Here is a 23,613-nt window from a genome sequence, read left to right on the forward strand (position 1 = left end):
AAATGGTGAAGCACGGCGAATGAAGTGCCCGAGATCTACCCGATCTGCCCATTCTTGGCTACGCGGCCGAAAAGGCTCGTGGACAAGGGAGTTCTTGGTGGAGAAGGAAGCAGGGCCGGGCGCCTCGGCTATGCGGCTCGACGACCCGTGGTACGAGCCGTCGGCCACGGGGTGGGGCGAGCCGGACGGAGCGTCGGCCGTCACGGCAGACATGCCGTGCCGGCAGGCGGAGCAGCGCTGCCACAGCGCGGCCGAGATCTATCTGGAGGTGCAGAACAGCCCGGCGTTTCGCGAAGTGCGCCGTCGGTACAGGCGGTTCGTGGTTCCTGCGGCGGCCGCGTTCCTGCTCTGGTATCTCGCCTATGTCGTCGTGGCCACCACCGCACACGACCTGATGGCGCGGCCCGTCGTCGGCGCGTTCAACGTGGCCATGGTGGCGGGGCTCGGCCAGTTCTTCACCACGTTCCTGCTCACCTGGGCGTATGCACGTCACGCGCGTCTCCACCGGGACCGCGCCGCCCTGGAACTGCGCTGGGACACCCAGGAGATGACAAGAGGGGCCGGCCGGTGAGGGAGGACCACCAGACCCTGGCTCTGCTGCTGTTCAGTGTGTTCATCGCGGTTACGCTCGGCATCACCACCTGGGTCAGCCGGAACAGGCAGGGTTCCGCCGAGGAGTTCTACGCGGGCGGACGGCTGTTCTCCCCGATGGAGAACGGATTCGCCATCGCCGGTGACTACATGTCCGCCGCGTCCTTCCTCGGTATCTCGGGCCTGATCGCACTCTTCGGCTACGACGGCATGCTCTACTCCGTGGGTTTCCTCGTGGCCTGGCTCGTCGTCCTGCTCCTCGTCGCCGAACTGGTGCGTAACTGCGGGAGGTTCACCCTCGCCGACGTGGTGGCCGCCCGGATGGCGGAACGCCCGGTGCGTACGGCGGTGGGCGCCTCGTCCGTCACGGTCTCGGTTCTCTACCTGGTGGCCCAGATGGTGGGGGCGGGGAGCCTGGTCGCGCTGCTGCTCGGTGGAACGAGCGACACCGCGCGATCGTGGACGGTGGTCGGAGTGGGAGCGCTCATGGTGGTCTACGTGTCCTTCGGCGGCATGCGCGCCACGACGTGGATCCAGATCGTCAAGGCGGTGCTGCTGATGGCCGGCGCCGTCGCGCTCACCGTGCTCGTCCTCGCCCGCTTCCACGGGGACGTCAACGCCCTGCTCAATTCGGCTGCAGAGCGCAGCGGCCACGGCCGGGACTTCCTCGCGCCGGGGCTCAGGTACGGGGGGAACTGGACGGCGCGTCTCGACTTCATCAGCCTCGGCCTCGCGCTCGTCCTCGGCACGGCCGGCCTGCCGCACATCCTGTCGCGCTTCTACACCGTTCCCACCGCCCGCGCGGCGCGGCGCTCCGTCGTCTGGTCCGTCGGCCTGATCGGCAGCTTCTACCTGATGACCATCGTGCTGGGGTTCGGAGCGGCCGCGCTCGTCGGCTCCGCGGACGTCCGGGCGTCCAATGCCTCCGGGAACACCGCTGTCCCGCTCCTGGCGCTCGTCCTCGGGGGTGGGGAGGGTTCGACGGGCGGAACGGTGCTCTTCGCGGTCGTGGCCGCCGTCGCCTTCGCCACGATCCTCGCCGTCGTCGCCGGGATCACCCTCGCCTCCTCCGCCTCCGTCGCCCACGACCTCTACGCCTCCTTCCGGCGGCCGGGTTCCAGACCGCGGAGCGAGGTCGGCGTGGCACGGGTGGCGGCGGCGGGCGTCGGAGTGGTGGCCATCGCCCTCGGACTCCTCGCCCAGGATCTGAACGTCGCCTTCCTGGTGGGTCTGGCCTTCGCCGTCGCGGCCTCCGCCAACCTGCCCGCGCTGCTCTACTCCCTGTTCTGGCGGAACTTCACCACGAGGGGAGCGGTCTGGGCGGTCTACGGCGGCCTGATCCCGGCAGTCGTGCTCGTCCTGCTCTCCCCGATCGTCTCGGGGAGCCCCACCTCGCTCTTCCCCGGTGTGGATCTCGCGCTCTTCCCCCTGGAGAACCCGGGGCTGGTGTCGATCCCGGCCGGCTTCCTGGCGGGATGGATCGGCACCGTCACCTCGCCCGAGCCTCCCGACCCGGCGAAACACGCGGAGACGGAGGTCAGGTCGCTCACGGGGGCGGGGGCGGCGTAGCCCGGGCCCGCGAGCGGGTTCAGGAGCCGGTGGCCCAGGTGTACCGGTGTTCCGGACGGCCCGTCTCCCCGTACCTGAGTGACAGCCGCACCCGGCCCGTGCGCTCCAGGAGCTTCAGATAGCGCTGTGCCGTCTGTCGGCTCATACCGGCGCTCTCCGCGACCTCCTGCGCGGAGAGTGGACCGTCGGCCGCGCGCAAGGCCTGCCGGACCAGTTCCGCGGTCGTCGTCGAATGGCCCTTGGGGAGATCGGACCCGTCCGTGGCCCACAAGGCCCCGAACAGCCGGTCCACCTCCGTCTGCTCGGCCTCGCCGCCTCCCTCGAAGGTGCGGCGCAGTGCGGCGTACGCCTCCAGCTTGGTGCGAAGCCCGGCGTACGCGAACGGCTTCACCAGGTACTGGAGGGCGCCGTGGCGCATCGCCGCCTGAACGGTCGCGACGTCGCGCGCGGCCGTCACCATGATCACGTCGGTGTGGTGGCCGAGCCCGCGCAGCTCCCGGACCACGGCCAGGCCGTTGCGGTCCGGCAGGTAGTGATCGAGCAGGATCAGGTCGATGGGCGTATCGCCGATCCTGGCGAGGGCCTCGGACGCCGAGTGGGCCGTGGCGGCCACCCTGAATCCGGGCACCTTGGAGACGTAGGCCGCGTTGATACGGGCGACCCGTACGTCGTCGTCCACGACCAGCACCTCGATCACGGGAGCTCTCCTGACGTCGCGGGTCGTCCGGGGACAGGGGGGCCACCGGGAGCGGTGCCGCCCGTACGATCCGTATCGGCCCGGCTGTGGGCGGAGAGACCTTCGGGTCCGCCCCGACCGGGGAGGTCCGGAATTTCCTGTTCGCCGGGGGAGGGGGTGCTCAGCCGATCCGGCTCGCCCAGAGCCTCCGGAAGGACCACGGTGAACACCGCCCCGCCCCCGGCGAAGCCGGCTACGGACACGCTGCCGCCCTGTCGCTCGGCGAGCCGCCGCACCAGGGGCAGCCCCAGGCCGCGCTTGCCGTGGGCCGGCAGTTCCTTGGTCGACCAGCCCTCCATGAAGATGGATTCGTGGTCGCCGGCCGGCACTCCGGGTCCGCTGTCGCGCACCCGGAGGACCACCGTACGGTCCTCGGCCCGCAGCTCGACCTCGATCCTCGCCTCGTCCGATCCGGCGGCCGCGTCCAGCGCGTTGTCGACCAGGTTGCCGAGGACCGTGACGAGTCCGCGTGGGTCCACCAGCCGGTCCGGCAGCAGTGTCCCCGGGGCCATGCGCAGGGCGACCCCGCGCTCTGCGGCCACGGTGGCCTTGCCGACGAGGAGGGAGGCCAGCAGAGGATCGTGGACCTTCTCGGTGACCTGCTCCGCCGTCGCCCGGTGGACGCCGACGACCTCCGTGACGAACTCCACGGCCTCTTCGTGCATCTCGAGTTCCAGCAGTCCCAGCAGGGTGTGGAGCCGGTTGGCGTGCTCGTGGTCCTGTGCGCGGAGTGCGTCGATCAGACCATGGGTGGAGTCGAGCTCGCGGCCCAGGTACTCCAGCTCCGTACGGTCGCGCAGCGTGGCCACGGCCCCGCCGTCGTCGGTCGGCACCCGGTTGGCGAGCAGCACGCGGTTCCCCCGGACCGTCACCAGGTCGTCGCCGACCACCCGCCCGGCCAGTACGTCGGTGGTCCGGCCCTCGCCCAGGGCCTCGTCGAGTTGCCTGCCGGCGGCGTCCGGGCCGAGGCCGAGCAGTCGCTGGGCCTCGTCGTTCAGGAGCCTGATGCGTCCGGTGCGGTCGAGTGCGACGACTCCCTCACGGATGCTGTGCAGCATGGCCTCGCGTTCGGTCAGCAGCGCGGAGATGTCGGAGAAGGCGAGGTCGTGGGTCTGTCGCTGGAGGCGGCGGGAGATCAGATAGGCGGCCAGGGCTCCTACGGCCAGCGCACCGCCCGCATACGCGAGGATGCCGGGGATCGCGGCGAGCAGCCGGGCTCGGACGCTGTCGTACGCGATTCCGACCGAGACGGCGCCGACGACCCGTTCCGATCCGTCGAGGAGCGGGACCTTGCCGCGGGCCGAACGGCCGAGTGTGCCGCTGTCGATCTCCATCACGGACCGGCCGGCGAGCGCCGTGCTGGGATCGGTGGAGACGACCTCGCCGATGCGGGAGGAGTCGGTGTGCGACCAGCGCACCCCTTGCCTGTCCATGATCACGACGTACTCGGCGCCGGTCGACCGCCTGATCCGCTCAGCCGCGGCCTGCACGGCACCGTCCGGGCGCGGCTCGGTGGTGAGCAGCGAGCTGGCGATCTGGGGCTGTGCCGCCGTGCTCTGCGCGATCGCCAGGGCCCGGCGCATCGCCTGGTCGTCGAGCTGCGCGCTGAGCGGCGCCAGGAAGAGGCCCGTGACGAGGACCGTGACGCCGGTGATGATGGCCAGCTGCATCAGCAGGACCTGCGAGAAGACCCGCTGCGGCCAGCCGAATCGGCGCGGTCCCCGTGGGGTGGTCGATGGGGCGCTCATCGTACGAACGGTAAGGGGCAAACCGTGCTTACCGAAATTTCCGCCCGCCGGAGTACGGGCTGATCGCCTGGCGAAGCACGGCCGATCGCCTGCCGGAGCCAGGTCTACCGGCCGCCGACCGCTGGCGGCCGCATGCTGATGCCGACCGACCCGACCGACCCGACCGACCCGACCGACCCGACCGACCCGACCGACCCGACCGACCCGACCGACCCGACCGACCCGGCCTCCGGCTTCCCGGTCGGGCAGGGCTCTTGCCTCCCCGCGCTCTGTCTGTGAGCGTTCTACGAGACTCCGCTCCAGCGCAATATTCTTGCGATTTTTGCGCTAATCTTGCGCGCATGACGCGACGACTTGCTCAGGTTGCCCAGAAGGTAGGAGTCAGCGAGGCCACGGTCAGCCGCGTGCTGAACGGCAAGCCGGGCGTCTCCGACGCCACTCGGCAAGCAGTTCTCTCCGCGCTGGACGTGCTCGGATACGAGCGTCCGACGCAACTGCGCGGTGAGCGTGCCCGCCTGGTGGGACTGGTCCTGCCCGAGCTGCAGAACCCGATCTTCCCGGCTTTCGCCGAAGTGGTCGGCGGTGCGCTCGCCCAGCAGGGACTGACTCCGGTGCTCTGCACGCAGACCAAGGGCGGGGTCTCCGAAGCCGACTACGTCGAGCTCCTCCTTCAGCAGCAGGTGTCCGGAGTCGTGTTCGCCGGAGGTCTGTACGCGCAGGCCGACGCCCCCCACGACCACTACAAGGTGCTCGCCGACCGCAAGATCCCGGTCGTCCTGATCAATGCCGCCATCGCCCACCTGGGATTCCCCGCGGTCTCCTGCGACGACTCCGTGGCCGTCGAGCAGGCCTGGCGTCATCTGGTCTCGCTGGGCCACGAGCGGATCGGGTTCGTCCTGGGCCCGGCCGACCACATGCCCTCGCAGCGCAAGCTCGCTGCCGTGCGCACGCTGGCCGCCCAGTCGGGGACGACCGTGCCGGACGAGCGGGTGTCCCGTGCCATGTTCTCGCTCGAGGGCGGCCAGGCCGCAGCCACGCGGCTGCTCGACCAGGGGATCACCGGCATCATCTGCGCGAGTGACCCGCTCGCCCTGGGCGCGGTACGCGCGGCGCGGCGCCGCGGGTTGTCGGTGCCCGGCGACGTCTCCGTGGTCGGCTACGACGACTCGGCCTTCATGAACTGCACGGAACCGCCGCTGACCACGGTGCGCCAGCCGATCGAAGCCATGGGCAGGGCCGCGGTCGAACTGCTCTCGGTGCAGATCGGGGGCCGTGCGGTGCCGTCGGACGAACTCCTCTTCGAACCCGAACTGGTCGTTCGCGGGTCCACGGCCCGCCCGCCCCGGTAAGGAGAAGGCGAGATTTTCTCCCGGCTGTAGCTAATTTGCAGGCGGGTGTCCTGAGGGGGCTCCACTCTCCGAGGCAGCCGCCTCCGGCGCCGGCAATGGCCGGGGCGGGCGTGGACCGCTGTACTGCCCGATGGGCCGCATGCGCAGCGGCCGTTCCGCGTACTCCTCCATCGCGTGGGCGATCCAGCCCGCCGTACGCGACACCGCGAACACTGTCTCGCCCGTCTCGGCGGGCATGCCGCACGCGACCGAGAAGACGGCCAGGGCCAGGTCGACGTTGGCGTGCAGGGGCGTGTGCCCAGCGGTGGTCGCGACCACCTCGCGGGCCGCCGCGGTCACCGGGGCGGCCGACGGCATCTCGTCCAGGAGCGCGAACAGCGCCCGGGCCCGTGGGTCCTCGGCGGCGTAGAGGCGATGGCCGAGCCCCGGTACCCGCCGGCCGGTGCGCAGATGATCCGCGACGACCGGAGCCGCGCCACCCCGGTCCATGACCTCCAGCAGCATGCGGTGCGCCAGTCCGCTCGCGGCGCCGTGCAGCGGCCCTTCCAGCACGCCCAGCCCGGCGGATACCACGGCGTACGGGTGGGCGTGGGCCGACGCGGCGACGCGTGCTGCCAGGGTCGAGGCCGCGAGATCGTGGTCGGCCAGCAGTGTGAGCGCGGTGTCGAGCACGGCCAGCGACGCCGCGTCGGCAGGCCGCGCGGAAAGCTTCGGCCAGAGCTGCGCGGCGAGAGAGCCGCCCTCGCCGTCAGCCTCTCCGGCCGGCGGCAGCGCGCCCACGAGGGTGGGGATCAGACTGCGTGCGCTGTTGAGTACCCCCGCGGGGGAGAGGTCGAACCGCAGCGGGTCGGCGGACGCGGCAGCGGCTACGGCGGCCCGGAGCCGGTCCGTCGAACTGCTGTGCCGCGGCATCGAGGCGGCGGTGCGCCGTGCCGCCGCGAGGGACTCGGGCGCGGCGGTGAAGCGGGTTCCGGCACGGAGCTCGCCGGTCCAGATCCACTCTGCGACCTCCTCGTACCCGTAGTGGCGGGCGAGCTCGGTCGCGTCGACGCCGCGGAAGTAGTAGCGGTCCGGCTCGATGAGCGTGATCGCGGTGCGGAAGACCAGATCACCCGTGCCGGAGGGCGAAGGCTCCCTGCGCCCGGCCCGGCGGACCAGGGCTTCGACCTCGGAGGCGTCGAACGTGCTGCCGCGTCCTCCAGGGGCGCGTCTGCTGGCGAGCTGCCCCCGGCTCACGTACGCGTACACGGTCTCGGGCTTCACCCCGAGCCGCTCGGCGGCCTCCCGGGTGGTGAGCCTGCGCTCCTGCGTCACCCCCTCGGCTCCCGCGTCCTGTGTGCCGGTCCCGTGCGCCGAGTCATGCGTCATGGCGTCCACCGTATCCGTATCCGTCAATGCCGGATCATTCCTCACCCCCTTTCATGTTGATTTGATCAATGTTGACAGGTCATGAGTCAATCATAGACAGTCGAATCAACGTTCAATTCGCTGTGGAGGAGAGACCTGCCATGCCCGCCTCGCAAACGGAATCCACACCGCTCGCTGCACCCCGGGGCCTCGCCGGCGTGATCGTCACCGACACCGCGCTGGGAGACGTGCGCGGACGCGAGGGCTTCTACCACTACCGGCAGTACTCGGCGATCGAGCTGGCGCAGCGCCGCAGCTTCGAGGACGTCTGGTACCTGATGTTCCACGGCGAGCTGCCCGGACGGGCGGAGAGCACCGCCTTCGCCGCGTGCACCGCCGGGCTGCGCCGGTTGCCCCCTGAGGTGCGGGAGGCGCTACCCGCCATCGCCCGCGCCGGTGCGGTCTCGGGCCCGCTCGCGGGACTGCGTACCGCGCTCTCGCTGCTGGGGGCATCGGCGGGGTTCCGCCCCGTGTACGACATCGGCGCCGACCGCCGCAGACAGGACGCGCTCGCCGTGTGCGCCGCCGTCCCCACCGTGCTGACCTCCCTGTACCGACTGGGCCAGGGGCTGGAGCCGGTGGAACCGCGTGACGACCTCCCGTTCGCCGCGAACTACCTCCACATGCTCACCGGTGAGGAGCCGGACACCGCACGGACGGCGGCCGTCGAGCGGTACCTCGTCTCCACCGTCGACCACGGCTTCAACGCCTCCACCTTCACGGCCCGGGTGATCGCCTCCACCGGTGCCGATGTCGCCGCCTGTCTCGTCGGAGCCGTCGGCGCGCTCTCCGGTCCGCTGCACGGCGGCGCGCCCAGCCGGGCGCTGGACACCCTGGACGCCATCGGCACTCCGGACCGGATCGACGGCTGGATCCGGCAGCGTGTGCTCGCGGGAGAACGGATCATGGGATTCGGGCACCCCGTCTACCGCACGGAGGACCCGCGGTCACGCATGCTCCGCTCGGTCGCGCAGAGCTTCGGCGGTCCGCTCGTCGACCTCGCCGTGGAGGTGGAGCGCCGGGTCGAGGCGATCCTCGCCGAGCTCAAGCCGGGACGTGAGCTGCACACGAACGTGGAGTTCTACGCCGGTGTCGTCATGGAGCTCTGCGGGCTGCCCCGCGAGATGTTCACCCCCACCTTCTGTGCCGCGCGCATGGTCGGCTGGAGCGCCAATATCCTGGAGCAGGCGGACGACTCGAAGATCATCCGTCCGGCGGCCCGCTACGTCGGCACCCCGCCCCCGCACGCCGTGCCGCCACTCTGACCGACCCGAGGAAGGCTCCTGTTGACCCCGCCCCGCGCCCCGCAGATCCCGGTCGTCGTCCTGGCGGGGTTTCTCGGATCCGGCAAGACGACGCTGCTGAACCATCTGCTCCGCAACAGGTCGGGCAACCGGATCGGTGTCATCGTCAATGACTTCGGGTCCATCGAGATCGACGCCATGACCGTCGCCGGGCAGGTCGGGTCCACCGTCTCGCTGGGCAACGGCTGCCTGTGCTGTGCCGTCGACGCGAGCGAGCTCGACACCTACCTGGAGACGCTGACCGGGCCGGCTGCCCGGCTCGACGTGATCGTCATCGAGGCGAGCGGCCTCGCCGAGCCCCAGGAACTCGTACGGATGCTGCTGGCCAGCGACAATCCGCATATCCGGTACGGGGGACTGGTCGAGGTCGTGGACGCCGCCGAGTTCCCGGCCACGCGTGAGCGGCACCCGGAGATCGACCGTCATCTCGCGGTCGCCGACCTGATCGTGCTGAACAAGACCGACCGGGTCACGGACGCGCGACTGCGTGCCGTCAGGGAGACGGTCGGCGCGTCGGGCGGAAGGGCGGCGGTCATCTGCTCCACCTACGGGAGGATCGACCCGGAGCTGCTCTTCGACCCCGTGCTCCGTCCGGACGACGACGGCTCGTTCCGGCAGCTGACGTTCGAGGACCTGCTGCCCGAGACCGACCGCACGCACGAGGACCATCTGCACGCGGCGTACGAGAGTGTGTCCTTCACCTCCGACGTGCCGCTCGGTCCACGCCGCTTCATGGCGTTCCTCGACTCCAGGCCCGCGGGCCTCTACCGGATCAAGGGGTTCGCCGACTTCGGTGCGGGTGACCCCGGCAACCGGTACGCGCTGCACGCCGTCGGCGGGTTCCTGCGTTTCGTGCCGCGGCGCTGGGCCCGCGACGAGCCCCGGTTGACCCAGCTGGTGCTGATCGGCTCCGGCATCGACGCCGAGGCGCTGCGCAAGGGCCTGGAGGACTGCCAGGACGCTCGGCGGCCGGCCGCGGACGACCAGGACGCCACCGAGCGGCTGGAGCGTGCCATGTGGGGCGTCCTGCGCTACGTGCGACAGCCGGACGACGCCGGGGCCTGAGGTCCCCGGGGGCCGCCCGGCCGGTGTCCTACAGCGGCCCGGCGATCACCGCGACCGGACTCGTCAGCGGTGTGCCCGAACCGTCACGGCGTGGATCGGGGGCGGGCAGCTCGGCCGGTGCGCCGTTCTTCTGCGCCGCCCGTGCGGGGGTTTCGCCCGCCCAGCCGAAGACCAGGACGTCCTCCCCCTTCAGGAAGCGCTGGCAGCGAACGCCGCCGGTCGCCCTGCCCTTGCGCGGGTACTGGTCGAACGGGGTCAGCTTCCAGGTCAGCTCGGAGTCGTCCAGGGTGCCGTGCGACCCGGCCACGGTGAACACCGCGGCGTCCGCCGAGGGGTCCACCGCGGCGAACGAGAGCACGGTGGCACCCGCCGCGAGCTTGACGCCCGCCATGCCGCCCGCGGCGCGTCCCTGCGGACGTACCGACGCGGCCGGATAGCGAAGCAACTGCGCGTCGGACGTGATGAAGACCATGTCCTCCTCGCCGGTACGCAGCTGGGTGGCGCCGACGACCCGGTCGCCGTCCTTCAGCGAGATGACCTCCAACTCGTCCTTGTTGGGCGGGTAGTCGGGCACCACACGTTTCACGACCCCCTGCAGGGTGCCGATGGCCAGGCCCGGCGACTCCTCGTCCAGGGTGGTGAGGCAGACGAGTTCCTCGTCCGGCTCCAGGCTGAGAAACTCCGAGATCTGGGCCCCGCCGGAGAGGTTCGGAGCCGCATGGGTGTCCGGCAGCTGCGGCAGGTCGATCACCGAGAGCCGGAGCAGCCGCCCGGTGGACGTCACCGCGCCCACGTCACCGCGTGCCGTGGCGGCGACCGCGGAGACGATCGCGTCGTGCTTCGTGCGCTTGGCGTCCTCGGTCTGCGTGAGCGGCTCGGCGTTGGCCGTGCGGGCCAGGAGGCCGGTCGAGGAGAGCAGCACCTGGCACGGGTCGTCGGCGACCTCCAGCGGCACCGAGGCGATCTGCGAACCCGCCGACTCCAGCAGTACCGTGCGCCGGTCGGTGCCGAACTTCTTCGCCACCGCCGCCAGTTCGGACGAGACCAGCTTGCGCAGTTCCGCGTCCGAGTCCAGGATCGCCGTCAGCTCGGCGATCTCCTCGTTGAGCTTGTCGCGCTCGCTCTCCAGCTCGATCCTGTCGAAGCGCGTGAGCCTGCGCAGCGGGGTGTCCAGGATGTACTGGGTCTGGATCTCGCTCAGCGAGAAGCGCTCCATCAGGCGCTCCTTCGCCTGCGAGGAGTTGTCGCTGTCCCGGATGAGCCGGATGACCTCGTCGATGTCGAGCAGCGCCACGAGGAGGCCCTCGACCAGGTGCAGCCGGTTGCGGCGCTTGGTCCTGCGGAACTCGCTGCGCCGGCGCACCACGTCGAAGCGGTGGTCGAGGTAGACCTCCAGGAGCTCCTTGAGCCCCAGTGTGAGCGGCTGCCCGTCGACCAGTGCCACGTTGTTGATGCCGAAGGACTCCTCCATCGGCGTCAGCTTGTAGAGCTGTTCCAGCACGGCCTCCGGCACGAAGCCGTTCTTGACCTCGATGACCAGCCGCAGGCCGTGGGCCCGGTCGGTGAGGTCCTTGACGTCCGCGATGCCCTGGAGCTTCTTCGAGCCGACGAGGTCCTTGATCTTGGCGATCACCTTCTCCGGTCCGACGGTGAAGGGCAGTTCGGTGACGACGAGACCCTTCCGGCGGGCCGTGACGTTCTCTATGGCGACCGTGGCGCGGATCTTGAACGTGCCGCGCCCGGCGGCGTAGGCGTCCTTGATGCCGCCGAGGCCGACGATCCTGCCACCGGTGGGCAGGTCGGGCCCGGGGACGAAGCGCATCAGCGTCTCGAGGTCGGCGCCGGGGTGCCGGATGAGGTGGCGGGCGGCGGCGACGACCTCGCCGAGGTTGTGCGGGGGCATGTTGGTCGCCATGCCGACCGCGATCCCGGACGCGCCGTTGACCAGGAGGTTCGGGTACGCCGCCGGGAGGACGACCGGCTCCTGCTCCTGGCCGTCGTAGTTCGACTGGAAGTCGACGGTGTCCTCGTCGATCGACTCCGTCATGAGTGACGTGGCGTCGGCCATCCGGCACTCGGTGTACCGCATGGCGGCCGGCGGGTCGTCGTTGCCCAGGGAACCGAAGTTGCCGTGCCCGTCGACGAGGGGCAGGCGCATCGAGAACGGTTGTGCCATGCGCACCAGTGCGTCATAGATCGACGCGTCACCGTGCGGGTGCAGTTTGCCCATCACTTCGCCGACGACCCGCGCGCACTTCACGTACCCGCGGTCGGGGCGCAGACCCATCTCGTTCATCTGGGACACGATGCGGCGGTGCACGGGCTTCATGCCGTCGCGGGCGTCGGGCAGAGCCCTGGAGTAGATCACCGAGTACGCGTACTCGAGGAAGGAGCCCTGCATTTCGTCGACGACGTCGATGTCGAGGATCTTCTCCTCGAAGTCGTCCGGCGGCGGGGTTTTCGTGCTGCGGCGGGCCATCGCGGCTGCGACTCCTTCACAAGATTCTGTCGGACAACCTCAGGTTCTGACGCCGACCATTGTGGACCGCCGTACTGACAACGCCGACCTCGACCCGTCCGAAGTGGTCCACAGGGCCTCCGCGGAACCCCTGTTTACGGCAGCATCTACGACAACATTCACCCGGCGGGAACTTCGCCAGGTGCCCGTGCGCTTGCCTAGAGTGGCAGGTCCGGCAGGAAATCCTGTACCGATCGAAGGGACGTACATGCCCATGGGTCACACGGCCACAGCCCAGGCCGGCTCCGGCGGCTTGACGGCGACCGAGCACCGTCTGGCCAACGGCCTGCGCGTGGTGCTCTCCGAGGACCACCTGACCCCCGTCGCCGCGGTCTGCCTCTGGTACGACGTCGGCTCCCGCCACGAGGTCAAGGGGCGTACGGGCCTGGCTCACCTCTTCGAGCACCTGATGTTCCAGGGCTCGGGCCAGGTCAAGGGGAACGGACACTTCGAGCTGGTGCAAGGGGCCGGTGGTTCCCTGAACGGCACGACCAGCTTCGAACGCACCAACTACTTCGAGACGATGCCCACGCACCAGCTGGAGCTGGCCCTGTGGCTCGAGGCCGACCGGATGGGCTCGCTGCTCGCCGCGCTCGACGAGGAGTCCATGGAGAACCAGCGGGACGTGGTGAAGAACGAGCGCCGCCAGCGCTACGACAACGTTCCTTACGGCACGGCCTTCGAGAAGCTCACCGCCCTCGCCTACCCGGAGGGCCACCCGTACCACCACACCCCGATCGGCTCGATGGCCGACCTGGACGCGGCGACCCTTCAGGACGCGCAGGCGTTCTTCCGGACGTACTACGCGCCGAACAACGCGGTGCTCTCCGTGGTGGGGGACATCGACCCGGAGCAGACGCTCGCCTGGATCGAGAAGTACTTCGGTTCCATCCCCTCCCACGACGGCAAGCAGCCCCCGCGCGACGGCACGCTGCCCGGGACCATCGGCGAACAGCTGCGCGAAGTGGTCCAGGAGGAGGTGCCCGCGCGTGCCCTGATGGCCGCCTACCGGCTGCCGCACGACGGGACGCGCGAGTGCGACGCCGCGGACCTCGCGCTGACGGTGCTCGGCGGCGGCGAGTCGTCCCGCCTCCACAACCGCCTGGTCCGGCGTGACCGCACGGCGGTGGCGGCGGGATTCGGGCTGCTCAGGCTGGCCGGCGCGCCCTCGCTGGGCTGGCTGGACGTCAAGACGTCCGGTGGCGTCGAGGTGCCGCAGATCGAGGCCGCCGTCGACGAGGAGCTCGCCCGGTTCGCCGAGGAGGGCCCCACGCCGGAGGAAATGGAACGCGCCCAGGCACAGTTGGAGCGCGAGTGGCTGGACCGTCTCGGTACGGTCGCGGGCCGCGCGGACGAACTGTGCCGGTACGCCGTCCTGTTCGGCGACCCGCAGCTCGCCCTGACCGCGGTGGGCCGCGTCCTGGACGTGACGGCCGACGAGGTCAAGGCCGCCGCCCGGGCGCACCTGCGCCCCGACAACCGTGCCGTCCTGGTCTACGAGCCGGTCGAACCGGCCGATGAGGCCGACGGCACCGACGCGCACGAGGGGGCCGACAAGTGACCGACGCCGCCGTGACTGGAGTAGCGATGGAGTACCACCCGCAGCCGACCGCCGGCGAGGCCAGGCCCTGGGCCTTTCCCGCGCCCGAGCGTGGCGCCCTGCCCAACGGGCTGACCGTGCTGCGCTGCCACCGCCCCGGCCAGCAGGTCGTCGCCGTGGAGATCTTCCTCGACGCACCCCTGGACGCCGAGCCCGAGGGCCTGGACGGCGTGGCCACGATCATGGCGCGCGCCCTGTCCGAGGGCACGGACAAGCGCTCCGCGGAGGAGTTCGCCGCCGAGCTGGAGCGGTGCGGCGCCACCCTGGACGCCCATGCGGACCATCCGGGGCTGCGCGTCTCCCTGGAGGTCCCGGTCTCCCGGCTCGCCAAGGCCCTCGGCCTGGTCGCCGAGGCGCTGCGCGCGCCTGCCTTCGCGGAGAGCGAGGTCGAGCGCCTCGTGGGCAACCGGCTCGACGAGATCCCGCACGAGCAGGCCAACCCTGCCCGGCGGGCAGCCAAGCAGCTCTCCAAGGAGCTCTTCCCCGCCACGGCGAGGATGTCGCGTCCGCGCCTGGGCACCGAGGAGACGGTCCGGCGGATCGACGCCGCCGCCGTCCGCGCCTTCTACGACGCCCATGTCCGCCCGTCCACCGCGACGGCGGTCGTCGTCGGGGACCTCACCGAGGTGGACCTGGACGCACTGCTCGCCGACACCGTCGGGGACTGGTCGGGCAATGCCGGACAGTCCCGGCCCGTGCCTCCGATCACCGCGGACGACACCGGCCGTGTCGTCATCGTGGACCGTCCCGGAGCCGTGCAGACGCAGCTGCTGATCGGCCGGATCGGAGCGGACCGGCACGACAGCGTGTGGCCCGCCCAGGTCCTCGGCACGTACTGCCTGGGCGGCACCCTCACCTCCCGGCTGGACCGTGTGCTGCGTGAGGAGAAGGGCTACACCTACGGTGTCCGGGCCTTCGGACAGGTGCTGCGCTCGACGGCCCCCGGATCGGCCTCGGGGGCGACGGGCGCCGCGATGCTCGCCATCAGCGGCTCCGTCGACACGGAGTCCACCGGCCCCGCGCTCGACGACCTGTGGAAGGTCCTGCGCACGCTGGCCGCCGAGGGGCTCACCGACGCCGAGCGCGAGACCGCCGTGCAGAACCTCGTGGGCGTCGCCCCGCTGAAGTACGAGACGGCGGCCTCCGTCGCGGGCACCCTGGCGGACCAGGTGGAGCAGCACCTCCCGGACGACTACCAGGCGCAGCTGTACGCGCGTCTGGCCGCGACCGGCACCGTCGAGGCGACCGCCGCCGTGGTCAACGCCTTCCCGGTCGACCGGCTGGTCACCGTTCTCGTCGGCGACGCCGCTCAGATCGCGGAGCCCGTCAGGGCGCTCGGCATCGGCGAGGTGTCGGTCGTCAGCGGCTGACCGAAGCAGGACATGACGGGCCCCGGCGAGAGTGCACTCTCGCCGGGGTTCGGTCTTTTGTCCGCTTTGCAAAGAAAGTTCCATTCATCCTGTGGGATGTGCGACAAAAGGCCCTTTCCGTTTGGTGCGGGAAAGTGGCCCGCTCTAGCGTCGGCCCGGCTGTCCGCCGGACGAAAGCCGCGACCGCGGCGCCGGACAGTCATCGCCGAGTCCCCGTCAGGCGCGAGCCTGGGGAGCCGGGGACCCACGAAGTCCCTGGGGTGAATCGGAACCCTGCGTCTCGCGCGAGGCGGAGGGGGCCGTAGGAGACCTTCCTGCTCCGAACCCGTCAGCTAACCCGGTAGGCGAGAAGGAAGGAAAGGAACAGCCCCTCCATGGCATTCATCCGTGCCGCCGGGAAGCACCGTGCCCCGAGCCGCCTGACGCGCAGGAGCGCCAAGGTCGCCGGCATCGCGGCCCTGGCCACCACCGGTGTCATCGGCGCCACGGCCTCCCCGGCCCTCGCCGCGGACGCCGAGGCCGTCGCCGCCGGGACCGGTCTGACCCAGACCGTCGCCCTCGACACGACCCTGGCGGCCCAGATCGAGGCTCAGGCGAAGGTCCAGCAGCGCCAGGCCGACGCGGCTGCGAAGGCCGCGGCGGAAGCGAAGGCGAAGGCCAAGGCCAAGGCGGAGGCCGAGCGCAAGGCGGAGGCCCGCGCCGAGGAGGTCCGGGAGGAGAAGGCGCGCGCCGCACGTGCCGCCGAGCGCGCCCGGCTCAACTCCTTCCACCTCCCGGTCGCCGGCTCTCACGTGACCACCTCCTACAAGTCCGGCGGAGCGCTCTGGTCCTCCGGGAGCCACTCGGGCGTGGACTTCCAGGCGGCGTCCGGCACCTCCGTCGTCGCGGTCGGCGCCGGCACGGTCGTCGAGGCCGGCTGGGGCGGCGCGTACGGCAACAACATCGTGCTCAGGATGAAGGACGGCACGTACACCCAGTACGGCCACCTCTCCTCGATCGGTGTCTCCGTCGGCCAGAGCGTCGGCTCCGGCGAGCAGATAGGCGTCTCCGGCTCGACCGGCAACTCCACCGGTCCGCATCTGCACTTCGAGGCCCGGACCACACCCGAGTACGGCTCGGACATGGACCCCGTCGCCTACCTCCGTGCGCACGGCGTCCAGGTCTGACCCCACACGCGCGACACCGCTCCGACGAAGGCCCCGGCTCCGCGTGCCGGGGCCTTCGCCGTGTCCCGGGGGATACGCCCGCCGAAGCCCTCGCGGAAGTGGCCCCCGGCCAAAAGATATCCATGGATTCCACCCCGCCATCGGAAATTCCGGCCGATTGCAATAGAGTCACAGAACAGGCGTCGATCGGCCGCGTTTCGCGGGGATTAAGGCGGAGGTTCGGACATGCGCATTCCCGCGCATTCGGTATGCACGGCAATCCGTGACGACATCGTCTCGGGTGTCTTCGAGCGCGGCAGCCGCCTCACCGAAGAGGTGCTCGCGCGGCGCTACGGCGTATCCCGCGTCCCCGTGCGCGAGGCGCTGCGCACCCTGGAGTCCGAGGGGTTCGTCGTCACCCGCCGGCACGCCGGTGCCTGCGTCGCGGAGCCCACGGAACAGGAGGCCGCCGACCTCCTGGAGGTGCGGATGCTCCTGGAGCCACTCGGGGCGGCACGAGCGGCGCAGCGCCGTACGGAGGCGCACCTGAAGGTGCTCCGCGGCCTGGTCAGGCTGGGGCAGGACCGGGCGCGCCGGGATGAGGGGGAAGACCTGCGCTCCTTGGGCGGCTGGTTCCACGAAACGCTGGCCCAGGCCTCGGGCAGCCCAGCGCTGATCTCGCTGCTCACCCAGCTCCGTCACAAGATCACCTGGATGTACGCCGTGGAGCAGCCGGTCCGCCCCGCGGATTCATGGGCCGAGTACGGGGCTCTGGTCGACGCCGTGGCGCGCCGTGACCCGGAGCGGGCCAGGGTGCTGGCCGCCCAGCACGCGGAGCGGGCCACCGCGGCCCACCGGCTGCGGGGCGCGGACCGGTCGGGGCGCACGGCGGGAAGGGCCCGGGTGAGGTCTTCGCAACACCCCGTAAACATCGGGGGAGCCCGCCATTAACAATTGCACCGTATACACGTAGGGTAATTCTCGGAGGGCTTTCTTTTCGCTGCCCTTATTTGGTTTCACCGGGGCGTCGGCCGGCCCGGCCCGGAAAACAGAAAAGCCGCAGCTCCCGGTGGGGAGGTGCGGCCTTTCTGTAGAAAGGGATCCGATTCGACGAGGTCGAGTCAGACGGTCTCCGGAAGCTCTTCGAGCCCCTCGGTGACCAGCTTCGCCAGGCGGTCCAGGGCCGCCTCGGCGTCGTCCGCCTCGGACGCGAGCACGATCTCCTCGCCGCCCTGGGCGCCCAGGCCGAGCACCGCGAGCATGGAAGCGGCGTTCACGGGGTTGCCGTCGGACTTGGCGATCGTCACGGGGACGCCGGAGGCCGTGGCGGCACGGACGAAGATGGAAGCGGGGCGGGCGTGCAGGCCCTCGGCCCAACCGACGTTGACGCGGCGCTCAGCCATGGTTCTGCCCTTCACGTAACGATGAGTTGTCTAGACCAGTCTCTCATGCAGTGCGGACTGCTGTGCCCGGCCTCGCCGACCGCCCGTCGGCTCCCTCAGCGTGCCCCTGCGGCGCTCCCGCCGCGACCGGTGCCCCGGGCCGTAGGCTTTGGCCATGGAGCCCACTCCGGAGCAGAGTCCGCATCACGCGTACCCCGACCACTGGGAGGCGGACGTGGTGCTCCGCGACGGTGGTACCGCGCGCATCAGGCCCATCACCACGGACGATGCCGAGCGGCTGGTCAGCTTTTACGAGCAGGTGTCCGACGAGTCGAAGTACTACCGCTTCTTCGCCCCGTATCCGCGTCTCTCCGCCCGGGACGTGCACCGCTTCACCCATCACGACTACGTCGACCGGGTGGGACTGGCCGTCACGATCGGCGGCGAGTTCATCGCCACCGTCCGTTTCGACCGGATCGACGCCCGGGGCAGGCCCGCGTCGGCCCCGTCGGACGAGGCCGAGGTCGCGTTCCTCGTCCAGGACGCCCACCAGGGCCGCGGCGTGGCGTCAGCCCTCCTCGAACACATCGCGGCGGTGGCCAGGGAACGGGGCATCCGCCGCTTCGCGGCAGAGGTGCTGCCCGCCAACAACAAGATGATCAAGGTGTTCCGGGACGCCGGATTCACCCAGCAGCGCAGCTTCGAGGACGGCTCCGTCCACCTCACCCTCGACCTGGAGCCCACGGCCGAGTCCCTCGCCGTCCAGCGCGCCCGTGAGCAGCGGGCCGAAGCGCGATCCGTCCAGCGCCTGCTGGCCCCCGGGTCCGTCGCGGTCATCGGCGTCGGACGCGAACCCGGCGGCGTGGGCCGGACCGTGCTGCGTAACCTCCTCGGCTCAGGTTTCACCGGACGCACGTACGCGGTGAACACGTCCTTCGCCGCGGGCCTGGACACCGTCGACGGAGTGCCGGCCCATCGCTCCGTGGGCGGGATCGGCGAGCAGGTCGACCTCGCTGTGGTCGCCGTCCCCGCCGACCGGGTGCCCGAGGCCGTCGCCGACTGCGGCGAACACGGGGTCCAGGGCCTCGTCGTCCTCTCGGCCGGCTATGCCGAGCGCGGCGCCGGAGGCAGGGAACGCCAGCGGGAACTGGTCCGGCAGGCACGCTCGTACGGCATGCGGATCATCGGCCCGAACGCCTTCGGCATCATCAACACCTCCGACACCGTCCGCCTCAACGCCTCCCTCGCCCCCGAGTCGCCCAAGGCCGGGCGCATCGGGCTCTTCACCCAGTCCGGCGCCATCGGCATCGCCGTCCTGTCCGGTCTCCACCGCAGGGGCGCGGGACTGTCGGCCTTCATCTCGGCGGGCAACCGGGCCGATGTCTCGGGCAACGACTTCCTGCAGTACTGGTACGAGGACGAGAACACCGACGTCGCCCTGCTGTACCTCGAATCACTCGGCAATCCGCGCAAGTTCACCCGGCTCGCCCGCCGGACGGCCGCCGTGAAGCCCGTCGTCGTGGTGAAGGGCGCCCGGCACAGCGGCTCCAACCCGCAGGGGCACGCCGTACCGGTCAGCCGTATCCCCGACACGACGGTGTCCGCGCTGATGCGCCAGGCGGGAGTGATCCGGGTCGACACGGTGACGGAGATGGCCGACGTCGGACTGCTCCTCGCCGGCCAGCCCCTGCCGGACGGCCCCAGGGTGGCGATCCTGGGGAACTCGGAGTCGCTCGGCCTCCTCACCTACGACGCCTGCCTTGCGGAGGGGCTGCGCCCGCGCCCGCCCCGCGACCTCACGACGGCGGCGGGCCCGCAGGACTTCCGGCGCGCGCTGGCCGAGGCGCTGGCCGACGGGACGTGCGACGCCGTGATCGTGACCGCGATCCCCTGGGTGGGGGAGAACGGCGAGGCGGAGACCGGGGAGGGCGAGGTCCTCGCGGAGGCACTGCGGGAGGCGGCGGCCACCGGCCCGGCCAAGCCGGTGGCGGTGGTGCATGTGGAGATGGGCGGCCTGGCGCAGGCGCTCGCCGTCGCCACGAGCACCGCCGGCCCGTCCACGCCCCGGCAGGCCGGCCCTCCGACTGCCCAGCAGCCGCAGCCGCTCCCCCCGTCCGACACCCACGCCCCGGACCCGCAGCCCCAGCCCGCCTCCCCGCCGCTCTCCGACGCGTCGGCCACGGGTGGCCCCCGCACAGGAGCCCCGGCACGGGTGGAAGGCGCAAAGGGCGCGAGCGTCGACCGTCCAGGCCCCTCCGCGGGGCGGATCCCCGCCTACCCCGCCGCCGAACGAGCCGTCCGTGCGCTCGCCGAGGCGGTGAAGTACGCCCAGTGGCGGCGTCAGGCGGCCGCTCCCGGCAAGGTGCCCGAATTCCTGGACGACACCATCGACGAGCACGGCACCGCCCGGCTGATCGAGACACTGCTCGGCCCCGGCCCCGATCCGCGCGGCCGCCCGCTCACGCACGACGAGGCCCGAGAGCTCCTCGCCCGCTACGGGATCACCGTGCGGCCGGCACTCACCGCCCCCGATCCGGAGGCCGCTGTCGCCGCAGCCGCGAAGCTCGGCTACCCCGTGGCGCTCAAGACCACCGCACCCCATCTCCGGCACCGCGCGGACCTCGGTGGTGTCCGGCTCGATCTCGCGGGCGAGAACGCCCTGCGCCGGGCGTACGACGAACTGACCGATCTGCTCGGTACACCCGCCGAACTCCGGCCCGTCGTCCAGGCCATGGCTCCCAGGGGGGTCGACACCGTCGTCAGGGCGTCCATCGACGCCGCCGCCGGAGCCGTCCTCTCCTTCGGTCTGGCCGGCGCGCCGTCCGAGCTTCTGGGTGACACGGCCCACCGGCTCGTGCCCGCCACCGACCGCGACGCCGCCGAGCTGATCCGCTCCATCAAGGCGGCTCCGGTGCTGTTCGGCTGGCGCGGCTCCGCGCCGGCGGACACCGAGGCGCTCGAAGAGCTCCTCCTGCGGGTGTCCCGGCTCGTCGACGACCACCCCGAGGTCGTCTCGGTCACCCTGGAGCCCGTCGTCGTGGCGACACAGGGGCTGTCGGTGCTCGGGGCGAGCGTCCGGCTCGCACCACCGCCGGCCCGCAGCGATCTCGGTCCCCGCCGGCTCCCCAGCTACTGACCGCGCACGGACCCGCGCACGACGTCCCCGGCAGTCACCGGCCCCCCGTAGGATGGTGCGCATGGCAAAGACCGGTACCACGACCCAGGGGCTGCGCGCGGCGATCGAGCGCAGCGGCTACTACCCGGCCCTCGTGGCCGAGGCGGTGGAGGCCGCCGTCGGCGGGGAGCCGGTCGCTTCGTACCTGGTGCACCAGGAGACCACCTTCGACTCCAACGAGGTCCGCCGCCATGTCACGGTCCTCGTCCTGACGGACACGCGCTTCATCGTCAGCCACACCGACGAGCAGGCGGCCGACACGAGTTCCCCGACGCCGTACGCCACGACGTCGACCGAGTCGGTCAAGCTCGACCGGATCTCGTCCGTCGTGGTCAGCCGCGTGGTCGCCAACCCGGAGAAGTACGTGCCCGGCACGCTGCCCCGCGAGGTCGTCCTGACCATCGGCTGGGGCGCCGTCTCCCGCATCGACCTGGAGCCCGCGGCATGCGGTGACCCCAACTGCGAGGCCGACCACGGCTACACCGGCAGCTCCACCGCCGACGACCTGAGCCTGCGCGTCAGCGAGGCGGGGGACGGTCCGGACACCGTGCGCCAGACCCTCGCCTTCGCGCAGTCCCTCTCCGAGGCCACGGCCGCGACAGCGGCGACCGCCCGCTGATGGTCCAGCCCGCCTGGCAGGACCCCGTACTGCTCGCGCCCGAGACCGCGCCCGTACCCGAGTACGGCACCGGCTCGCTCGCCGATCTGCTCCCCACGCTCGTCGCGGGGCAGGGTGTACCCGGCTTCGAGGCGTCGATCGCGGAGCTCACCCCCGCCGACCGGAACTGCGTCTTCCTGATCGACGGACTCGGCTGGGAGCAGATCAGGGCACACCCCGACGAGGCGCCCTTCCTGCACTCGCTGCTGCCCACCTCCCGTGGCGGCACCGGCCGGCCGGTCACGTCGGGCTTCCCGGCCACCACGGCGACCTCGCTCGCCTCGGTCGGCACCGGCCTGCCGCCCGGTGAGCACGGCCTGCCCGGATACACGGTGCGCAACCCGGAGACCGGCGCGCTGATGAACCAGCTCCGCTGGAGGCCGTGGACCGAGCCCAAGGTGTGGCAGCCGCACCCCACCGTCTTCCAGCTCGCCGACGCCGCCGGGGTCCGCACGGCCCAGGTCTCAGCCCCCGCTTTCGAGCAGACCCCCCTCACCAAGGTCGCGCTCAGCGGTGGTTCCTTCCTCGGCCGGCTGACCGGCGAGGAACGCATGGACCTCGCCGCCGAGCGGCTCGCGGCCGGTGACCGGTCCCTCGTCTACACGTACTACAGCGAGGTCGACGGCCAGGGACACCGCTACGGCGTGGACTCCGATGCCTGGCGGGGCCAGCTGATGTACGTCGACGGGCTCGCCCGGCGCCTCGCCGAGCAGCTTCCGCCCCGCTCGGCGCTGTACATCACCGCCGACCACGGCATGATCGACATTCCGTTCGACGAGCAGTCCCGGATCGATTTCGACGAGGACTGGGAGCTGAGCGCCGGGGTCGCCCTGCTGGGCGGCGAAGGCCGTGCCCGGCACGTGTACGCGGTGCCCGGCGCACAGGCGGACGTGCTGACCGTCTGGCGCGAGGTGCTCGGCGAGCAGTTCTGGGTGGCGAGCCGGGACGAGGCCGTCGCGGCGGGCTGGTTCGGCCCCCGGATCGACGAGCGCGTGTACGGCAGGATCGGCGACGTGGTGGCCGCCGCCCACGACGACGTGGTGATCACCGCTTCGGTCAAGGAACCCCATGAGTCCGCGATGGTGGGCATGCACGGGTCGCTGACCCCCGTGGAACAGCTCGTCCCGCTCCTCGAAGTACGCTCGTAGCTCCGTCTCCCGCACCCCGTACCGCACACGCACCCCGAAAGGCGCGCACCTCCTCATGTCCGAGCTTGTGTTCTTCTCCGGAACGATGGACTGCGGGAAGAGCACACTCGCGCTGCAGATCGCGCACAACCGGTCGGCGAGAGGGCTGCAGGGTCTGAACTTCACCCGCGACGACCGCGCGGGGGAGGGGAAGCTCTCCTCCCGGCTCGGGCTGGTGACCGAGGCGGTCGAGGCGGTGCAGGGCATGGATCTGTACGCCTACGTCGTCGACCGGGTGTCGCAGGGCGGCAGGGTCGACTACCTGATCGTGGACGAGGCACAGTTCCTGGAGCCGGTACAGATCGACCAGTTGGCGCGGGTCGTCGATGACTTGGACCTGGACGTCTTCTCCTTCGGGATCACCACGGACTTCCGCACGGAGCTCTTCCCCGGCTCGCGACGGCTGATCGAGTTGGCGGACCGGGTCGAGACGCTGCAGGTACAGGCGATGTGCTGGTGCGGGGCGCGTGCCACGCACAACGCCCGCACGGTGGGCGGCGAGATGGTGGTCGAAGGTGAGCAGGTCGTCGTCGGTGATGTGAGCAGCCCCGCTGCGGAGGTCGGCTACGAGGTGTTGTGCCGACGTCACCACCGTCGCCGTATGACGAGCGGTTCCGTCCATGCCGGCGCGCTCTCGCCGGACGTCCTGCCGGTGGCCTCCGGCTGAGGACCGGGGACCGCGTGGCAGTGCGATGCGCGGCCGGGGCATCGTGCTCGGGTCGGAAACCGGTGCCGCGAGTCGGCGGCTACGGAGGTGAGTCGGACGTGTCCTTGATCCGCACGGCCGTGGGTCCGCCCGACGCCTGACG

At 71.2% G+C, this 23,613-nt stretch carries 19 protein-coding genes and 1 riboswitch; of the genes, 14 read left to right on the plus strand and 5 right to left on the minus strand.

The genetic code is table 11. The features are described 5' to 3' along the window. Nucleotides 1-97 precede the first annotated feature (97 nt). Together ABZ441_RS25510 and ABZ441_RS25515 are read left to right on the plus strand one after the other, a co-directional pair. Nucleotides 98-571 (plus strand): DUF485 domain-containing protein, encoded by a 474-nt coding sequence (locus ABZ441_RS25510; protein ID WP_358978254.1) that lies wholly within the window; start codon nucleotides 98-100, stop codon nucleotides 569-571. Next, entirely contained in the window at nucleotides 568-2,160 is a 1,593-nt protein-coding gene (locus tag ABZ441_RS25515) for a cation acetate symporter (protein ID WP_358978256.1), read from the plus strand. The genes ABZ441_RS25510 and ABZ441_RS25515 overlap by 4 nt, the downstream gene beginning before the upstream one ends. Nucleotides 2,161-2,179: 19 nt before the next feature. On the opposite strand, the gene ABZ441_RS25520 is transcribed toward ABZ441_RS25515, so the two are convergent. Then, nucleotides 2,180-2,857 carry a response regulator gene (locus ABZ441_RS25520; protein ID WP_358978258.1) on the minus strand — a complete coding sequence of 226 codons (678 nt, stop codon included), beginning with the start codon at nucleotides 2,855-2,857 and terminating at the stop codon, nucleotides 2,180-2,182. After that, entirely contained in the window at nucleotides 2,854-4,644 is a 1,791-nt protein-coding gene (locus ABZ441_RS25525) for a sensor histidine kinase (RefSeq protein WP_358978260.1), read from the minus strand. The genes ABZ441_RS25520 and ABZ441_RS25525 overlap by 4 nt, the downstream gene beginning before the upstream one ends. A gap of 132 nt (nucleotides 4,645-4,776) precedes the next feature. On the opposite strand from ABZ441_RS25525, the gene ABZ441_RS25530 reads away from it, so the two are divergent. Both ABZ441_RS25530 and ABZ441_RS25535 read left to right on the plus strand, forming a co-directional pair. Continuing rightward, nucleotides 4,777-4,923, plus strand: a complete 147-nt coding sequence (locus ABZ441_RS25530; RefSeq protein ID WP_358978262.1) for a hypothetical protein — start codon at nucleotides 4,777-4,779, stop codon at nucleotides 4,921-4,923. A gap of 62 nt (nucleotides 4,924-4,985) precedes the next feature. Beyond that, nucleotides 4,986-5,993, plus strand: a complete 1,008-nt coding sequence (locus ABZ441_RS25535; protein WP_358978264.1) for a LacI family DNA-binding transcriptional regulator — start codon at nucleotides 4,986-4,988, stop codon at nucleotides 5,991-5,993. A 30-nt stretch (nucleotides 5,994-6,023) separates the two neighbouring features. Here ABZ441_RS25535 and ABZ441_RS25540 read toward each other — a convergent pair whose 3' ends face one another. Next, nucleotides 6,024-7,361: a citrate synthase gene (locus ABZ441_RS25540; protein ID WP_358978266.1), complete on the minus strand. Its 1,338-nt coding sequence runs from the start codon at nucleotides 7,359-7,361 to the stop codon at nucleotides 6,024-6,026. Nucleotides 7,362-7,501: 140 nt separating this feature from the next. Here ABZ441_RS25540 and ABZ441_RS25545 point away from each other — a divergent pair, with 140 nt between their 5' ends. Beyond that, a complete protein-coding gene (locus tag ABZ441_RS25545; RefSeq protein WP_358978268.1) occupies nucleotides 7,502-8,665 on the plus strand; it encodes a citrate synthase/methylcitrate synthase in 1,164 nt (387 codons plus the stop codon). 21 nt (nucleotides 8,666-8,686) lie between these two features. Then, nucleotides 8,687-9,769 (plus strand): GTP-binding protein, encoded by a 1,083-nt coding sequence (locus ABZ441_RS25550; RefSeq protein ID WP_358978270.1) that lies wholly within the window; start codon nucleotides 8,687-8,689, stop codon nucleotides 9,767-9,769. Between the two features lie 28 nt (nucleotides 9,770-9,797). Here ABZ441_RS25550 and ABZ441_RS25555 read toward each other — a convergent pair whose 3' ends face one another. After that, nucleotides 9,798-12,248: a DNA topoisomerase IV subunit A gene (locus ABZ441_RS25555; protein ID WP_358978272.1), complete on the minus strand. Its 2,451-nt coding sequence runs from the start codon at nucleotides 12,246-12,248 to the stop codon at nucleotides 9,798-9,800. 247 nt (nucleotides 12,249-12,495) lie between these two features. Between ABZ441_RS25555 and ABZ441_RS25560 the strand changes: the two genes are divergently transcribed. The 4 genes from ABZ441_RS25560 to ABZ441_RS25575 all read left to right on the plus strand — a co-directional run bounded on the left by ABZ441_RS25560 (nucleotide 12,496) and on the right by ABZ441_RS25575 (nucleotide 17,353). Next, nucleotides 12,496-13,848, plus strand: coding sequence for a pitrilysin family protein (locus tag ABZ441_RS25560; protein WP_358978273.1), 1,353 nt, complete (start codon nucleotides 12,496-12,498; stop codon nucleotides 13,846-13,848). Between the two features lie 26 nt (nucleotides 13,849-13,874). Continuing rightward, nucleotides 13,875-15,257: a pitrilysin family protein gene (locus ABZ441_RS25565; RefSeq protein WP_358978305.1), complete on the plus strand. Its 1,383-nt coding sequence runs from the start codon at nucleotides 13,875-13,877 to the stop codon at nucleotides 15,255-15,257. 193 nt (nucleotides 15,258-15,450) lie between these two features. Then, nucleotides 15,451-15,618: riboswitch (cyclic di-AMP (ydaO/yuaA leader) on the plus strand. Between the two features lie 13 nt (nucleotides 15,619-15,631). Continuing rightward, entirely contained in the window at nucleotides 15,632-16,423 is a 792-nt protein-coding gene (locus ABZ441_RS25570; protein ID WP_358978275.1) for a M23 family metallopeptidase, read from the plus strand. Nucleotides 16,424-16,648: 225 nt separating this feature from the next. Next, complete coding sequence (locus tag ABZ441_RS25575; RefSeq protein WP_358978278.1) at nucleotides 16,649-17,353, plus strand: GntR family transcriptional regulator; 705 nt, start codon at nucleotides 16,649-16,651, stop codon at nucleotides 17,351-17,353. A gap of 170 nt (nucleotides 17,354-17,523) precedes the next feature. On the opposite strand, the gene ABZ441_RS25580 is transcribed toward ABZ441_RS25575, so the two are convergent. Beyond that, nucleotides 17,524-17,805 (minus strand): HPr family phosphocarrier protein, encoded by a 282-nt coding sequence (locus ABZ441_RS25580; RefSeq protein WP_205023590.1) that lies wholly within the window; start codon nucleotides 17,803-17,805, stop codon nucleotides 17,524-17,526. 154 nt (nucleotides 17,806-17,959) lie between these two features. On the opposite strand from ABZ441_RS25580, the gene ABZ441_RS25585 reads away from it, so the two are divergent. The 4 genes from ABZ441_RS25585 (at nucleotide 17,960) to ABZ441_RS25600 (ending at nucleotide 23,471) form a co-directional block, all read left to right on the plus strand. Continuing rightward, on the plus strand, nucleotides 17,960-20,920 hold the full coding sequence (locus ABZ441_RS25585) for a GNAT family N-acetyltransferase (RefSeq protein WP_358978280.1): 2,961 nt from the start codon (nucleotides 17,960-17,962) through the stop codon (nucleotides 20,918-20,920). 61 nt (nucleotides 20,921-20,981) lie between these two features. Continuing rightward, entirely contained in the window at nucleotides 20,982-21,578 is a 597-nt protein-coding gene (locus ABZ441_RS25590) for a DUF5998 family protein (RefSeq protein WP_205023592.1), read from the plus strand. Then, a complete protein-coding gene (locus ABZ441_RS25595; RefSeq protein ID WP_358978283.1) occupies nucleotides 21,578-22,765 on the plus strand; it encodes a nucleotide pyrophosphatase/phosphodiesterase family protein in 1,188 nt (395 codons plus the stop codon). The genes ABZ441_RS25590 and ABZ441_RS25595 overlap by 1 nt, the downstream gene beginning before the upstream one ends. A gap of 55 nt (nucleotides 22,766-22,820) precedes the next feature. After that, nucleotides 22,821-23,471: a thymidine kinase gene (locus tag ABZ441_RS25600; protein WP_358978285.1), complete on the plus strand. Its 651-nt coding sequence runs from the start codon at nucleotides 22,821-22,823 to the stop codon at nucleotides 23,469-23,471. Nucleotides 23,472-23,613: the final 142 nt, after the last annotated feature.

It is taken from the genome of Streptomyces sp. NPDC005752 (assembly GCF_040630715.1).
Classification (GTDB): domain Bacteria; phylum Actinomycetota; class Actinomycetes; order Streptomycetales; family Streptomycetaceae; genus Streptomyces.